This window comes from Desulfotignum balticum DSM 7044 (assembly GCF_000421285.1).
GTDB classification, from domain to species: Bacteria; Desulfobacterota; Desulfobacteria; order Desulfobacterales; family Desulfobacteraceae; genus Desulfotignum; species Desulfotignum balticum.
The window spans coordinates 4,219,821-4,236,545 of the sequence record NZ_ATWO01000001.1; the positions used below are offsets into that span (position 1 = coordinate 4,219,821).

Consider the following 16,725-nt stretch of genomic DNA (forward strand, 5'->3'; position numbering starts at 1 on the left):
ACAGAATTTTTGTTTCCCGGCACCGGGCTGCCAGATCCTGATTGTGGGTCACCACCACCAGGGTTTTGCGCCGGGTTTCCACCAGGTTGAACAGCAGATCCGCCACTTTTTTGCCCGTGTCCGTGTCCAGGTTACCCGTGGGTTCATCCGCCAGGATCAGGGCCGGTTCCACGATCAATGCCCTGGCAATGGCCACCCGCTGGCATTCTCCGCCGGACAGCTGGCCCGGCAGATGACCGGCCCGGTGGGTGAGCCCCACCTGTTCCAGCAGGGATTGGGTGCGTTCCTGGATCCGGTCCTGCCGAAGAATCTCCAGGGGCAGGGCAATGTTTTCAGCGGCCGTCAGATGGGGCATGAGGTGAAAAGACTGAAAAATCATGCTGATGCTGGCAGCCCGGTACCGGGTCAGGGCCGCTTCGTCCAGGGTGCAGATATCGATGCCGTTCACCCGAATCGTACCGGCATCCGGGATGTCCAGGCCGGCGATCAAAGACAGAAGCGTGGTCTTGCCGCTGCCGGAATGACCGGTGATGGCCAGTGTGGTGCCGGCTTCCAGGAAAAAACCCACCTGGTTGAGTACCATCACCCGGCCCGTATCCGGCAGGTGAAAAGATTTGTCCACGCCTGACAGTTCCAGCATCACAGACACTCCAGGATATACGGCAGAACCGTGCGGGCGATCTGCTGATGGCCGGCGGCATTGGGATGAACCCCGTCCGCCTGGTTCATGGTTGCCTCCCCGCCCACCTGGTCCAGCAGAAAAGGAATCAGCCGGATCTGATGTTTTTCAGCCAGGTCCCTGAAGGTCTCCCGGAACTGCCGGGTGTAATCCGGCCCGTAGTTGGGCGGGATCTCCATGCCTGCCAGAATCACGCACATCTGGTTTTCCAGGGCCAGGGCAATGGTGTCATCCAGGTTTTTGGCCATGTTCTCCAAAGACAGACCCCGCAGACCGTCATTTGCTCCCAGGGCCAGCACCAGCACATTCGGGGGGGCTGCCAGGTGCCATTTGAGCCGGGACACGGCCCCGGCCGTGGTGGCCCCGCTGATGCCGCCGTTAATAATTTTTACATCTGTATGGCCCTGCTGTTTGAGCCGTTCTCCCACCAGAGCGGGATAAGCCTGGTCTTTTTCAACGCCAAGGCCCGCGGTCAGGGAATCGCCTAAAAACAGCACCCGGATGTCATCGGCCCGGGCATGGGTCAGTCCCAGCGCCAGCCACAGGCAGATCCCTGCGGTCACCCCGTATACCCACTTCCTGTGTTTCCGTTTACTGCTGTCTATCCATTGGCTCTGCGTCATTGATATTCGCTCCGTAATTATTCACACACATGACATTAAAAATGCGCAGCAAAACACCGGGTGTCAAATAAAATACCGAAATACTGTTCGGAATTTCCGAAAAGACCAGGGAGAAACCGGAATTCACGGCAGCCGGGATGCCTTCCGCCTGGAAAAGAGCTTTCACACCCTTAAAGAGAGGGAAGGCTAATGCCCCTATGAGGCAGACAGGGCACTGAAAAAAATACGATTATTCTTGTCATTGTCCAGGTAGACATTGATTTACGGCTGTCTGTGTGATAACCAGATATTATTAAAGATCTCTTTCTGACAGGATCGCCGGCATGTGAACGAAAAATGACTTCGTCCTCAAGATATCCTATTGATTTTATATGCAATTAATGTTGCTTGAACAAAATTTTCAGGATATCCGAAATGGATTGGAAAAAAAAAGTTGTCGACCCGGACAGGGTCATGGAAAAGATCAGCCCCGGGATGCGCATTTTTCTGGGCACGGGTGTTTCCGAGCCCTGCACCCTGGTGCGGCATTTGATGAATTCCAGTCACAAGGGCCTGGTGGATCTTGAACTGATCCAGCTTGTCAATTTCAGTAATACCATCACCCTGAAAACCCTGGATGCCCATAAATTCAGGTTAAAGACATTCAGCTCGGGACACATGGTCAACAACGCCATTGAAAAAGGGCTCGTGGACCTGATCCCGGTACGGTTCAACAAACTGCAGCGGCTGTTTGATTCAGAACGGATTCAGGTGGATGCGGCGTTTGTACAGACCTCCCAGCCCGATATTTCAGGCAATGCCAGCCTGGGGATTTCCGTTGATATGGCCCGGTCCGCCATGAAACAGGCCCGCCTCGTGGTCGGCGAAATCAACCCCCATATTCCGAGAACCTTTGGAGACACTTTCGTCAACATGTCTGAATTTGACATGCTCATCTATTCCCGGGATGATCCCATCTATTTTGCCCGCTGGGAGACCGGTCCGGTATTTGACATGATCGCTGACCGCATCAGCACCCTGATCCAGGATAAAAGCTGTGTCGCATTTTCCATCGGCCCGCTGTTTGAATCCCTGAGCAGAAAACTGGTGCACAAACGCCACCTGGGAATCCATTCCCCCGTCATTACGGATGCATTGATGGACCTGGTAAAAAGCGGGGCCGTGACCAATCTTCACAAAGCGGTTTTCCAGGGAAAATCCATTGCATCCTATGCCTTTGGAACAAAAGAACTCATGGCCTGGCTGGATCGGAATCCCCTGGTGAATCTTCTGGAAATCCAAACGGTTTTCAATCCGGTCATTATCGGCAAAAATCCCAACTTTATCGCTGTGATGCCGGTCCGCCAGGTGGATCTTTCCGGCCGGATCGTCATTCACAGGGGACAGAGCCGTATCATCAGCGCCCCCATGGAGTTGATGGACTCCCTGACCGGAGCCCAGATTTCCGAGGGCGGACATATCGTTTTCGGCCTGCCGTCCAGAAATCAGTTCCGGGAGCCCAATATAAAACTGTCTGTTGAACAGGACTGTCATCAGCTGGGATTTGAAGAATCCATCGACATGGTGGTCACCGAATACGGCACCGCCATGCTCGCCGGACTTTCCATCCGGGAACGGGCACTGGCCCTGATCGAAATTGCCCATCCGGACGACCGTCTGGCCCTGTTCAACGCAGCGAAAAATAAAAAAATGCTCTACCCGGACCAGATCTTTGCCAGAGAGATCAGTGCGCTGTATCCCGGGGAAATTCATGACCAGCATTTTTTCAAAAACAACCTCAAGGTCAGATTCAGGCCCATCAAACCTTCTGATGAGGAGCAGATGCGGCGGCTGTTTTACAAATTTTCCGATGAAGCCATCTATTACCGGTATTTCCACACCATCACCATCATGCCGCATGCAAAAATGCAGGAATATGTCAATGTCGACTGGCGCCATACCATGTCCATTGTGGGCCTGGTCGGAGAGCCCGGCGAAGGGGTGATCATCGCCGAAGCCAGATATATATGCGGTCCCTCAGGCCGTGATGCTGAGATTGCATTGATTGTTGATGAAAATTACGGCAATCACGGTATTGCAACCTACATGGTCGATATGCTGACAAAACTGGGAAAAAACAGGGGGGTTGACTTTTTTACGGCAGAGGTCCTGTGTTCAAACCGCAAGATCATGAACGTATTTAAAAAAGTCTTCCCCGACCTTGAAACCCTTATGTCAGACCAGGTCTACAGTGTTGTCATGCCTTTTTACAAAAAAGAAGGATGATTTTTACCCCCATGGAACCCAAAAACAACATCCTGGATGAAAAACAGATCCTGGCCTCGTTTATCTCAAAACTGCCCGAGGCCATTCTGATCTGTGATTCCGGCGGAACTATTCTTTTGCATGACCGCCAGTCCGAAGCCTGGCTGGCACCGGCACACTCCGGCTCCGGCGACCCCGTCCCGATGAACGGCACCCCCATCACCGCCTATATTGACAAAGACCTCATGGAACATGCACTTGACGACATGACAGAGCAGCTCAGGCAGCCGGCTTCAAATGCCGTCGCCATCTTTATCCTGCAGAAACACCGACGCATTCTGCAGGCCCAGGTGGTGCCTGTTTTAAGCCATACCGGACTGTTTACCGGATTTGTGATGATCCTTGACGATATCACCCGGCAAAGCCATGCTGAAAAACGGGTGGAATCCATTTTAAAGACATTGTCGAAAAACGCCCGGTCCCCCATAGCAGGCATCAGGGCCGCAATCGAGGCAATGAGACAGTTTCCCGGAATGGATGAGGAAAAACAGGGCAAATTCAAAGAGATCATCTACAATGAATCCATTGCTCTGAGCGATCTTCTCAACCGCATATCCGAGGACTACTCAGGCCTGATCCATACAAAAAAAACCTTGAAAACCGTATTTTTAAGGGACCTTCTGCAAACGGTTGCCAGGCGGGGGCAGCGGCACACGCCCGGTATCTTGTGCCACATCATTGAGAACAGGGAAAACAAGGATATCAGAATCACTGCCGATGCCTACCTGATGATCACCGCCATATTCTTTGTACTTGAACGTGTGAACACCGAAACAGAGGCTGTGGAATTTGACATTTCCTTTAAAACAGAAAACCGGATTGTCCTGATGGACATCACCTGGAAAGGTCCCCCCATCGACCCCCGGTCCATCAGGCAATGGGAATCAGGTGCCATCAATACCCGTCATGCGGTCCTGAACATCAGCTTAAAACAGGCCCTTAACCAGCACCACAGCACCATTTCAACATGTCCAGGCTGGCCCGGCAATAAAGAATCCCCCGGTCTCAGGTTCTTTATTCCCCAGGATGTGAGCCCGGTCCACGAATCTCTTGAACCGGTGTCTGCCCTGCCCGAAACCCGGATCCAGATCCGGGACCTGGACCTTTTTGATCATTCCGATCAGGATATGGCTTTGGACAACCGCTTATTGACAGAGCTTTCCTACACCGCCCTGATCCGGGAAATCACCCGGGCCGGCCGGGTGGAAGAGATTATCGGAAAACACAGCCAGCTGCCCAGACTCATCCACAGCATGCTCACCAGCGGCACCAGGATCCGGACCGTGACATGGCTGGTCACCGCGTTTTCAGATGCAATTCTTCACCGGTTGATGGCCTTTGCCATTGCAGAACTCGGGCCTCCGCCCCTTCCTTTTGCCTTTATCACCTTAGGCAGTGAAGGCAGAAAAGAGCAGACCCTTAAAACAGACCAGGACAATGCCATTATTTTCCAGGACCCGCCAAAGGGAGAAGCTGTTGACACGTTTCAGACCTATTTTCTTGTGCTGGGCGAAAAAGTGTGCACCTGGCTGGATCAGTCCGGGTTTGATTTCTGCCAGGGCGGGATCATGGCCAAAAATCCGAAATGGTGCCAGCCCCTTTCCCGGTGGAAAAACTGTTTCTCCTCATGGATCCATGCGGCAGCACCCCAAGATCTTCTGCACACCAGTATTTTTTTTGATTTCCGGTTTGCCTATGGTGACCCGGCGATCACAGATAATCTGACAACCCATCTGCATGCAAGCCTGTCCAACTGGACCGGGTTTTTCAGGAACATGGCCCATAATGCCGTATATTTCAAACCGCCCATCGGTTTTTTCGGCAACCTGCAGGTCAACGCCCGGGGTCCCCACAAACACTGCCTTGATATCAAAATGGCCGGTATCCCCATTGTTGACTTTGCCAGAATTTATTCTTTAAAACACGGGATAAAACAGACATCCACCCAGGAACGGTTATACCAGCTCTATGTAAAAAAAGTCCTGTCCAAAGCGGAATACAACGAACTGGACCAGGCTTACAGCTTTATGATGCAGCTGCGGTTCAAGGTGCAGATCCAGGCGATTCTCGGTCAGAATCAAAACCCGGACAATTTTGTCAACCCCAGGCATCTTTCATTCATTGAAAAAAGAACCCTCAAGGAAATATTGAAAAAAATCAAAGAGATCCAGGCCAGACTGCGGTTTGACTTTATCGGTGCCACAGACCAGCAGATATCCTGATCATCCAGCATTCAACCTTCTGTGTTGTCCGGGGAGAACAGCAGTCTGTTGATTTTTTCCACCACATTGTCATTGGCAAAGGGTTTGGTAATATAATCATCCGCATCAAGGCCCATGCCTTTGGCAATGTCAACGGCGCGGGCCATGGCAGACAAAAAAACAATGCGGATGGGATTGAACGCTTTGTGCTGCCGGATTTTTCGGCAGACTTCATAGCCATCCATCCCCGGCAGCATGATATCCAGCAGGACAAGATCCGGTTTCCAGTTCATAATCAGATCCATGGCTTGTTCCCCGGTTTCAGCGGTGTGAACGTCATAATTATTCTGCTCCATCAAAAATTCCAGCGGCACGACAATATTGGGTTCGTCATCAACGATCAATATTTTTTTCTTCATTCTGCCTCCTTTCCCATGCTGACAAAGAGATACGTACCTCAACGTTCGTATCCTAAGCTGGTCAGGGTGGATAACACGCAAGTGTCAAGGTTGAGTTGTTACTTTACCAGAGGCAGGGTGAAAAAGAAAGCCGCCCCCTTGTCCAACTGGCTTTCCACCCATATCCTGCCGTTATGGGATTCAATAATGTGCCGGGTAATGGTCAACCCGATGCCGGTTCCCCGGGGTCTTCCCCTGGAAGAGGAGATGACCTGGCGAAATTCATGAAAAATCAGTTCCTGATCCTGTTTGTCAATACCGATCCCGTTGTCTTTGACCCATATCTTCAAAAAAGCACCATCCCCGGCAAAAAAAGGGTCTGGCGCCATCCCCACCGTAATTTTGCCCTGGTCCGGGTCACAGAATTTGACGGCATTGGATATCAGGTTCACCATCACCTGTATCAGGCGGTCCTTGTCTCCGGATACCCAGCCCGGGGTATCGGGCAGATCAAGGGTCAGTTCAATATGTTTTTCTTCAATCAACCGGCCCGTGGAAAAAATCGAATCTTCAATGACTTCCCTGAAGTCAAGCCGTGCCATCTGCCAGTGGATCCGGCCGGATGACATTTTCTGAAAATCCAGCACATCATTGATCAGCCTTGTCAGCCGCTCACTCTCCTTGATGATGATACTCACAAACTGCCGCTGCTTTACCGGATCCAGCTCACGGGTCTGGTGGATAATCTCGGCCAGGGACCTGACCGACGTCAGCGGGGTCCGCAGTTCATGGGTGATCGTTGAAATAAACTGGTTTTTCAGCCGGTCCAGCTCCTTGAGGCGTATATTGGCCGCCTCAAGATCCTGGGTTGCCTTTTCAAGCTCCCGGCTGTAGATGATGATCTGCTGGGTTTCATCCAGAATGTGCATGATCTGATCCATGCCCAGGGGCTCTTCTTCCACGATGGACCTGACCATCACAAGCGCGGATGCCGATCCGATGGCACCGGCCAGCAGTTTTTCCGCAAAACTCACCAGGCCGGCATCTGCAATGGTTTTTTTCTCCCAGTTGATATGGTGTTCCCTGGCATACAGATCAAGGGCTTCCCTGGTCCTGTTTTTCCCCAGGAACCGTTCCAGAAGCACCCGCAGATCCGCCACCGAGGCAGAGGCCCGCCAGAAAGAGGATTTTTCAGATTCCGGAGAACAGGTAAACACATCCACAAACAGGGTGGCTTGTTTCCGTTCCATGGCATTCTGCCTGGAAAAAAGGGACACCCCCACAAAAAGCCCAAGGTTGGCAGCCATGCTCCAGAAGACCGCATGGGAGTACTGGTCAAACCCCAGCTGCCCGATATCCAGGCCAAACAGGTGGGTCGGGTTCAACAGCGCTATATTGAAAGGCCCGCTGATCAGAATATCTTTGGGGAAAAATCCTGCCTGGGCAAGAGACGGCAGCACCAGGGTATAGGTCCATACAAAGAACCCGGCCACCAATCCAAAAAGCGCGCCCCGCTTTGTGGCCCCTTTCCAGAAAATCCCGCCGATCAAGGCCGGGCCGAACTGGGCAACGGCGGTAAAGGAGATCATCCCGATGGAAACCAGAGAATAATACTCCACCACATAATGAAAATACAGATATCCCAGCAATACAATGACCAGGATGCTGATCCGCCGGATAACCAGCAGCAGCCGGCTCAGATCCGGTTTCCGCTCCAGTTTTAAAAACCGCAGGCGCAGCAGCACCGGCATCACAAGGTCGTTGCACACCATGGTGGACAGGGCAATGGTCTCAACGATCACCATGCCTGTGGCAGCGGACATGCCGCCGATAAAGGCAAACAGGGTGAGTGCCTGCTGCTCTCCGGCCATCAGCAGGGTCAGGGCAAAATAATCCGCGTCCAGACGTCCGCTGGAAAACGCCAGGACACCGTCGAAAGTGCCGGACAAGGCCCGGCTGCAGACCGGGTCTGACGCGCACTGTCCAAAAAAATAGATCATCCCCCCAAAGGCAATGGGGATGACAAAAATATTGATGGCCAGCAGATACAGGGGAAAAAGCCAGACCGCTTTTTTCAGATGATTTTCATCCACATTCTCCACCACAATCACCTGGAACTGGCGGGGCAAAAGGAATATGGCCATCATCGCCAGAAACAGGGCATTGTACCACCCGGTAAAGGTGGAAGCCGTCACCTCCATGACAAAGAGCTGCTTTATCTGGGGGACAAGGCCTGCCCGGGAGAACAGGTCATTGAACCCGGAATACAGCCCATAGGTGATAAACACCCCGACACACAGGATGGCAATGAGCTTGACACCGGATTCAAAGGCAATGGCCGCCACCAGGCCTTCATGGCGTTCTGTGGCTTCCAGGTGGCGGGTGCCGAAAATCACGGCAAACAGGGCCAGCAAAATGGCCACAAAAAACGCCGTGTCCAGGGTGCCTGAAAGCGGGACAGAGGTTTTTTGGGCCATATAAACATCCGGATACTGGCTGATCAGCTGAAACGAGGTGGATATGGCCTTGATCTGGACAGACATGTAGGGCACAATGCCGAGAACGGCAATAATGGTTACCGCCCCGGCTATGACAGCACTTTTTCCGTACCGGGAAGCGATAAAATCCGCGATGGAGGTGATCCGGTTGACCTTGCTGATACGGATGATCTTTCGTAACACCGGCCATCCCAGGATCATCATGAGCGTAGGGCCCAGGTATATCCCCAAAAATCCTGGAGCACCGGACCGGCTTGCCGCCCCCACACTGCCGTAAAACGTCCAGGCTGTGCAGTACACGGCCAGGGACAGGGCATAAATATAAGGGTTGCTGATAATGCTTTTACCGGCCTCTGCCCGCTTGTCACCCCAGAAGGCAATGGCAAACAGCAGCCCCATGTACCCGAAAGACACAAAAATAATAATTTTCTGTTCTAACATAGCTGCCTGCGTTTTTCCGGTTTCACCCGGGCAGTCACTTGTTTTTGCTGCCGGGCTGCTTTACATCGCGGCCATTGTTTTCCGGCGCCATCATCTGGAGGTTTTCCGGAATTTTTCCGCACACAAAAATGAGGACAATCAACACAGACCAGGCAAAAAAAATATAGAAAAAAAACAAGGGGATCCCAAACAGCCGAACATTCAGGTTGAACACCGTCAACACCGGATAGGAGAACAGAAAACCGCCCACCAGGAAAAGGCCGACATACCGACCGGTAATGGATCTGCTGTTCAGCAAGATACCCTCCTTTTTCCCGACTTACATGACTGGACAATACGAAAAGGCTTTTCTTATGAATACAATGAAAAACAAATAGAAATCAAGAAAATAACAGGGTCAGTTGTTTTAAAAATAAGGTTCCCGGCATACAATGAAATGAAAATAAATGATATGATCTGTTGGAAGAAACAGACCGCTTACACGAACAAGGAGATACCCCCATGCTTTACAGAAACATGCCAAAGGTTAAAGAAGCGCTGTCCATCCTGGGATTCGGGTGTATGCGCCTGCCCGTGCAGGAAAACGGCAAAATTAACCGTCCTCGGGCCATTGCCCAGATCCGCCATGCCATTGACAACGGGGTCAATTACCTGGATACGGCCTGGCCCTACCATGGCGGTGACAGTGAACGGCTGGTGGAAGAAGCCCTGAAGAACGGATACCGGGACAAGGCATTTGCCGCCACCAAGCTGCCCTCCTGGATGGTGAAAAGCCGGGGCCACATGGATGAGTTCCTGGATCAGCAGTGCAAAAACCTGGGCACGGACCCCATTGATTTTTACCTGATCCACAACCTGGCCGGTCCCATGTGGGAACGGCTCAAAGGCATGGATGTGCTGGATTTCATGGACCGGGCTAAAAAAAGCGGCCGGATCCGGTATGCCGGATTTTCCTTCCACGGCAGGATCGATGATTTCAAGACCATTGTGGATGATTATGACTGGGATTTCTGCCAGATCCAGTACAATTATCTGGATGAATATCACCAGGCCGGCACGGAAGGGCTGATGTATGCCGCACAGAAAAACCTGGGAGTGATCGTGATGGAGCCGCTGCGGGGCGGCAACTTAGGGGTTCCCCAGCCGCCGCCAGAAGTGGCCCGGATCTGGGAAAATGCAATGGAGTCCCGCACCCCCGTGGAATGGGCCTTAAGGTGGGTCTGGAATCATCCCGAGGTCACGATGGTGCTGTCGGGCATGAATGAGGAATCCCATGTGGCAGAAAACCTGAAAATCGCCTCAGATGCACGCCCCAACTCCCTGACACTTGAGGAAAAGAACCTGGTGAAACAGGCGGCTGAGACCTACCGTCGCCTGATGGCCGTAAACTGCACGGGATGTGAATACTGCAAACCCTGTCCGGAAGGGGTGAATATTTCCGGGGCGTTTGAGATCCTGAACAAGCTGCACCTGTTTAAAAACGAACCCGAGGCCCGGCAGATGTATGCCGTCCGGTGCGGAGACATCTTCAGCGGCGGACAGATGGGATATGCCTCCCAGTGCATCCAGTGCGGGGAGTGCCTGGACAAATGCCCCCAGGGCATCGCCATTCCCGACATGCTGGAACAGGTGGTGGCGGACCTGGAGGATGACAAGACCCTGGAACGCCTGGCCATGGGCAAAAAAATGCTGAACATGTAACGGCCAAAGGACTGACGCTTTTGCCCCATACAGTTTTTGCTTGACATCGCCGGAGAATCCAATTACTTAATCATAAATTTGATTATATTTTTAATCAAAAAGATTCTTTTTACCAAAAGCGGAGGCAGATGCCATGCATGGCTGGATGGGAAAAATACTGAGAGTGGATTTGACAACGCAACAATGCAGCACACAACCCCTGGACCTGAAAATCCTCAAAGATTATATCGGCGGCCGGGGTCTGGGGGCTTATTTTTTGAACAAAGAAGGAGATCCCCAGGCGGATCCGCTGTCTGCCGGCAATCCGATGATCATGGCCACCGGTCCTTTGACCGGAACCGGTGCCCCCACCGGAGCGCGGTACATGGTGATGACAAAATCGCCCTTGACCGGGGCGGTCACCTGTTCCAACTCCGGGGGCATGTTTCCCACGGAGTTTAAGCGGACCGGGTTTGATGCGATCATTTTCACAGGAAAATCCGATAAACCCGTCTATCTGTGGATCGATCACGGCAAGCCGGAACTGAGATCCGCCGACCATTTATGGGGAAAAGACACCCACCAGACCACAGACCAGCTTTTGGCTGAAACCCATGCCCAGGCCCGGGTGGCGTGTATCGGCCCGGCCGGGGAAAAACAGGTCCTGTTTGCCTCCATCATGAACGACAAGAACCGGGCCGCCGGCCGGTCCGGCGTCGGGGCGGTCATGGGCAGCAAACATCTCAAGGCCGTGGTGATCAAAGGAAAAGGCCGGATTCCTATGGCAGACCCGGACCGGTTCAAACAGGTCAACAAACAGGTGCTGGACACGTTCCGGGAGGGGGTTGAAAAAACCCCGCTGGGACTGACCGTCAACGGAACCGCCGGTGTGGTCATGGCCACCCAGAACTTTGGCGTGCTGCCCACCAAAAACTGGCAGCAGGGCACGTTTGACGGATGGGAAAAAATTGACGGCCAGGAACTGACCCGGCGGTATCTGAAAAAAAATTCAGCCTGCTATGGATGCCCCATCGGGTGCGGCCGCCTGACCCGGGTGACAGACGCCGGATTTGAGGGTGAAGGCGAGGGCCCGGAATATGAAACCCTGTACGCCATGGGTTCCAACTGCATGATCGACAATCTGGGTGCCATCACCAAGGCCAACTATATCTGCAACGAAATGGGCATGGATACCATCACCATGGGGGCCACCATCGCCTGTGCCATGGAACTGGTGGACCGCGGGTATCTCAGTGAAGACCGGGTGGGCCGGGCTCTTCAATGGGGAGATGCCGGGGCCCTGGTGGAGCTGACCCGGATGACCGCCGCGCGGGAAGGATTCGGGGATGAACTGGCCCTTGGCAGCTTCCGGCTGGCTGAAAAATACGGTCATCCGGAACTGGCGCCGGTTTCCAAAAAACAGGAATTCCCCGGGTATGAACCCAGGGGGGCCCAGGCCATGGGGCTGGCCTATGCCACGTCCCCCATCGGGGGGTCTCACATGCGCGGCGACCCCGCCTATTTTGAACTGTTCAGCGTGCCCCAGCCCATGGATCCCCATATCTGGGAAGGCAAAGCCAAAGTCACCGCAGCGTTCCAGGATCTGTCCGCCATCATCGATGCCGCGGGACTGTGTATTTTCTTTGCCGTCCGGAGCCTGGCGGCAAAAGACCTGGGCGTGGCCCCCACGGGCATTCTGGAATACCTGAACGCCGCCACGGGCAGTGACTATACCCTGGAAGAACTCATGCAGGCAGGAGAGCGGATCATCAATGCGGAACGAATTTTTCTGAACAATGCCGGGTTTTCCAGAAAGGATGACTCCCTGCCTGACCGGTTGACAAAAGTTCCCATACCGGACGGTCCGGCCAAAGGCCTGGTCTGCCATCTGGAAGAAATGCTGGATGAGTATTATGAGGTCCGCGGCTGGAACCGGGACGGCATCCCGGAAACAAAAACCCTTGAACGCCTGGACCTGGCGTGACGGGCTGAGAGCCCTCCCATGGAGATTGAACTCAGGCTGTATGGCGGGCTGAACCGGTATGCTCCAAACGGACAAACCTGTTCAGCCTGCCTTGTGGCCCCGTCTGCAACGGTCAGCGATGCGGTCACCCGCCTGGGTATCCCCGACACCGTTCATATCACCATACTGCGTAACGGGCGGCGGGAGGACATGTCCACCCGCCTTGAACCCGGAGACATCCTGACCCTGCTGCCGCAAATCGACGGCGGTTAATCACCGGCCATTCCTGGAGCTGGAACAGGCCGTGCTCGGGGATGCCTGTTTCATCTCCCGCCATCTCTACCCGAACATCGATTTTTATTCAGGCATCACGCTGCGGGTCATCCGCATCCCCAAACAGAGTAGAAAATTCAGTCAAGCCAGGTTCTGCAACCGGGTGGCTTCTTGCGGCCACCCGGTTTTTCTTATTGACTTCCCGTCATTTCTGCACCCGACCACCCTTTTGCTTTATGTAATTATTGGTTATTTATTGTAATTATTAATCTCTATCTATATATTATAGATCAAAAATTACAATTATTCATTGACAATAACAATAAAAACCCATTACATAAGGTCCTGGTTTTTTGAGAAGGGGTGTCGTTGCCTGCACCGCAGGCAGAACATCAGGGTCGTGGCATGAAAATTTTTCAAGTTGAAGGAAGAAAAAATGAAAAAAATCCGGTATTTAATGGCGGTTTTATGTATCTTTTCAACTGTTTCGATCCTGCCGGCCCTTGCTCAGGAACCGGCAAGCTCAGGAGAGGTGTTTGATCTGGGCGATGTGCTCATCATGGAAAAAGGCGATGAAGTGAATGCCATCACCAGCATCGACACTTTGTCCAGCTATGACATCGAGATGCAGGGAAGCCAGACCGTATCGGAAGCCCTGGAACTGATCCCGGGCCTCGATGTGCAGACCGGCGGCAAAGGACAATCTTCTGTCACCCTTCGGGGGTTTGACCAGAAAAACATCAAGGTGCTCATTGACGGGGTGCCGGCCAACCCGACCTATGACGGATCCCTGGACCTGTCCCAGATTCCCGTGGATGCCATTGCCAGAATCAAGGTGATCAAAGGGGCGTCCTCCGTACTTTACGGCCCCAACACCATGGGCGGGGTCATCAATATCATCACCAAAAAAGGCGGGGAAAAGCCGTTTACCAGCGTGAGAACTTCCTTTGGTGAAAACAGCACCCAGAATTATATTTTCAACCATGGGGCCGGCAAAGGCAATTTCAACTACTGGATCACGGCCAGCCACCGGAAATCAGACGGGTTTGAACTGTCCGACGATTTCGATCCCAACAACCCCGTCACCGGTATCGGCACGGACTACAACGAAGACGGCGGGGTCCGGGATCTGAGCGACTATGAAAAAACCACGGTGAGTGCCAAATTCGGATATGAATATGATGATGATTCCAAGCTGTATATGACTGTGGATTACCATGACAATGAAAGAGGCATCCCCACGGAAAATTCCAGATACTGGGATTTTAAAAACTGGGAACAATGGCATGTCAGCCTGGCCGGAGAACATGATGTCACGGATCTTTTGTCCATGAAAGCCCGGCTGTATTACATGAAACACGATGACACCCTGGAAGATGTGAGCTGGGATGCCGCCCACACCTCCAGCAAAAAATGGTTCCAGACAAGCGCCTATGATGACTATTCCATTGGTGGGGAAGTCCAGGGATATCTGGATTTCGGTGATATCAGCCTGGTGAAGATGGGCTTTAGCTATATGAAAGCCAACAACATTCAGCGGGAATATCTGGATGCTGCCAGCATGCCTGTCATTAAATTCGGCGACCCCGTGGGATGGGCGCCTGAACAGGAATATGAGGTGGACATCTATTCTTTCGGGCTGGAAGACGATATCCGGGTAACCGATAAAATGACCCTGACCGCCGGGGTGAGCTATGATGTTCATGACCCGGTCAAAGCGTTTGACGGTCAAGCGTCTATTGACCGGGACAAAACCAGCACCTGGAACCCCCAGGCCGGTGTTTCCTATGATTTTACCGAAGATTTCACCATGTATGCATCCGTGGGAAAAAAGACCCGGTTTCCCCAGATGAAAGAGCTGTACAGCGATCTGGCCGGGGGCAACACCGATCTGGATCCCCAGCAGACCATTGCCTATGAGATCGGTGCCACCAAACGGTTCAACCATGGGTTAAGTCTTTCCGGAGCACTGTTTTACAATGATATCACGGACCGGATCGACTATGATGTCAATGACGATCTCACAAACATCGGTGAAACCGAGATCAAAGGGGTGGAAGCCCAGCTCAACTACCAGAGTCCCTGGAACCTGGATCTGGGCCTGGGATATACTTACCTGTCCGCCACGGACAAGGCGGATGAAGCCAGACCGGAACTGGATGCGGAAAGAATTCCGGAGCACAAATTTTTTGTGGATGCCAGGTATTTCTTTGATTTCGGTCTGACCGCCGCCTGCCAGGCCATTTATACCAGTGACCAGGTCGAATACGACAAAAGCTTCAACCCCAGGGATATTGACGAATTCTGGGTGGTGAACGCCAAACTGAACCAGGATATCAAGTTATTTGAAAAAATATCCACAGCCGTGTTTCTGGAAGTCAAAAACCTGTTTGACGAAGATTATGAAGAAGGCAGCGGTCCCTATCCGGGAAGAAATTTCCTGGCCGGGATGCAGTTCAGCTTTTAATTGAAACAACCCTGACAGGGCGGCAGTGACATACCGGGCAATTCCGGCTTCTGCCGCCCTGTCTGTCTGAAAGAACTGAAACATCATGACCTTTAAAAAACTGTTGTGGCCGGTTATCTGTGTGGCCTGCCTGATCTTTCTGTTCAGTATCTATACGGCCGGGCAGAAAAAAAAACAGGCCCCCGTGCAGGGAAACGCCCGCACCATCACGGACATGAAGGGCCGGACCTTTGAGGTGGCAGACCCGCTGGAGCGAATCGCCCTTTTAGGCGGCCCCACCGGCCAGATTGCATTTATCCTGGGGGTTGAAGACCAGCTGTGCGCCGTCACCAAAACCCTGAAAATGTCCGAACTGGTCAAGATGTTTTTTCCTCAAATTGCAAACCTGCCCGGTCCCCGCGCCACTTCCGGGTCCATCAACATTGAGGAGCTCATCAAAGCAGATCCGGACATTGCCATTGCCGGGGACATTGACGGCGGCATTGTCCTGGAAAAGACCCGGATCCCTGTGGCATTTCTGGAAGACAGCATGGGCGAAGGACTGGAAGATATCAAAAAAGAGGTCCGGTTTTACGGGGTTGTGTTCAACACACCGGATCGTGCCGAACGGTATGTGGCCTATCTGGAGCGGTTCACCGCCATGGTTCTGGAACGGACCCGGGATATCCCCGAAGATCAGCGCAAAAAAGTGTTCCAGGGGTACAACCCCAGCCACCTGGTGACCCTGGGGGGGGACACTTTCATGCAGGAACGCATCGAGATTGCCGGATGCCTGAACGCCGCCGAAAGCGTGACCACCGTCGGCCAGCGCACCGGTCTGCATTCCGGCTTAGGAGAAGTGTCCATGGAGCAGGTCCTGGACTGGAATCCCGATATTCTGATCATCAATTACGGCACCCCGGATGATGTGTATGCCGATCCCCGGTGGCAGCAGATCAAAGCGGTTCAGAACCGGCAGGTGTATCCCCAGCCGGCCGGGGTGTTCATTTTCAACCGGCCCACGGCGGAGTCCGCTGCCATTTTTCCGTTGTGGCTGGCCGGGATTGCGTATCCACAACGATTTGCCGATGTGTGCATCCCCTGTCTGATCAGGGAATTCTACGGGGAGGTGTTTGACTTTGACCTGACCGATGACCAGGTGACTCATATTCTTGCCGGCACCTATGAAACCCGGATCATGAAAGGGGCCAGACATTAA

General features: G+C 52.9%; 12 protein-coding genes and 1 pseudogene. 8 read left to right on the forward strand and 5 right to left on the reverse strand.

Going from position 1 to position 16,725, the window contains the following annotated elements; translation table 11 throughout:
- Positions 1–118 precede the first annotated feature (118 nt).
- Together K365_RS0121185 and K365_RS0121190 are read right to left on the reverse strand one after the other, a co-directional pair.
- Positions 119–640 (reverse strand): annotated as a pseudogene (locus tag K365_RS0121185) (ABC transporter ATP-binding protein); the annotation flags it as partial.
- On the reverse strand, positions 640–1,302 hold the full coding sequence (locus K365_RS0121190) for an arylesterase (RefSeq protein ID WP_029725662.1): 663 nt from the start codon (positions 1,300–1,302) through the stop codon (positions 640–642). The pseudogene K365_RS0121185 and the gene K365_RS0121190, both read right to left, overlap by 1 nt.
- A gap of 414 nt (positions 1,303–1,716) precedes the next feature.
- Between K365_RS0121190 and K365_RS0121195 the strand changes: the two genes are divergently transcribed.
- The gene (locus tag K365_RS0121195) at positions 1,717–3,567 is read left to right on the forward strand and encodes a GNAT family N-acetyltransferase (protein WP_034625191.1); all 1,851 of its coding nucleotides are present in this window, start codon (positions 1,717–1,719) and stop codon (positions 3,565–3,567) included.
- Between the two features lie 11 nt (positions 3,568–3,578).
- Positions 3,579–5,828 carry a DUF294 nucleotidyltransferase-like domain-containing protein gene (locus tag K365_RS26870; RefSeq protein ID WP_169432975.1) on the forward strand — a complete coding sequence of 750 codons (2,250 nt, stop codon included), beginning with the start codon at positions 3,579–3,581 and terminating at the stop codon, positions 5,826–5,828.
- Positions 5,829–5,839: 11 nt separating this feature from the next.
- Here K365_RS26870 and K365_RS0121205 read toward each other — a convergent pair whose 3' ends face one another.
- The 3 genes from K365_RS0121205 to K365_RS26070 all read right to left on the reverse strand — a co-directional run bounded on the left by K365_RS0121205 (position 5,840) and on the right by K365_RS26070 (position 9,442).
- Positions 5,840–6,226: a response regulator transcription factor gene (locus tag K365_RS0121205; protein WP_024336197.1), complete on the reverse strand. Its 387-nt coding sequence runs from the start codon at positions 6,224–6,226 to the stop codon at positions 5,840–5,842.
- Between the two features lie 98 nt (positions 6,227–6,324).
- Complete coding sequence (locus K365_RS0121210; RefSeq protein WP_024336198.1) at positions 6,325–9,144, reverse strand: sensor histidine kinase; 2,820 nt, start codon at positions 9,142–9,144, stop codon at positions 6,325–6,327.
- 34 nt (positions 9,145–9,178) lie between these two features.
- Positions 9,179–9,442 carry a hypothetical protein gene (locus K365_RS26070; protein WP_034625194.1) on the reverse strand — a complete coding sequence of 88 codons (264 nt, stop codon included), beginning with the start codon at positions 9,440–9,442 and terminating at the stop codon, positions 9,179–9,181.
- A 203-nt stretch (positions 9,443–9,645) separates the two neighbouring features.
- On the opposite strand from K365_RS26070, the gene K365_RS0121220 reads away from it, so the two are divergent.
- From K365_RS0121220 to K365_RS0121245, 6 genes are all read left to right on the forward strand, one after another.
- Complete coding sequence (locus K365_RS0121220; RefSeq protein ID WP_024336200.1) at positions 9,646–10,845, forward strand: aldo/keto reductase; 1,200 nt, start codon at positions 9,646–9,648, stop codon at positions 10,843–10,845.
- A 133-nt stretch (positions 10,846–10,978) separates the two neighbouring features.
- Positions 10,979–12,808 (forward strand): aldehyde ferredoxin oxidoreductase family protein, encoded by a 1,830-nt coding sequence (locus K365_RS0121225; protein ID WP_024336201.1) that lies wholly within the window; start codon positions 10,979–10,981, stop codon positions 12,806–12,808.
- Between the two features lie 18 nt (positions 12,809–12,826).
- Entirely contained in the window at positions 12,827–13,060 is a 234-nt protein-coding gene (locus K365_RS0121230) for a ubiquitin family protein (RefSeq protein WP_024336202.1), read from the forward strand.
- Between the two features lie 19 nt (positions 13,061–13,079).
- Positions 13,080–13,322 carry a citrate/2-methylcitrate synthase gene (locus K365_RS0121235; protein WP_281167816.1) on the forward strand — a complete coding sequence of 81 codons (243 nt, stop codon included), beginning with the start codon at positions 13,080–13,082 and terminating at the stop codon, positions 13,320–13,322.
- Between the two features lie 174 nt (positions 13,323–13,496).
- A complete protein-coding gene (locus K365_RS0121240) occupies positions 13,497–15,527 on the forward strand; it encodes a TonB-dependent receptor plug domain-containing protein (RefSeq protein ID WP_024336204.1) in 2,031 nt (676 codons plus the stop codon).
- A gap of 85 nt (positions 15,528–15,612) precedes the next feature.
- On the forward strand, positions 15,613–16,725 hold the full coding sequence (locus K365_RS0121245; RefSeq protein ID WP_024336205.1) for an ABC transporter substrate-binding protein: 1,113 nt from the start codon (positions 15,613–15,615) through the stop codon (positions 16,723–16,725).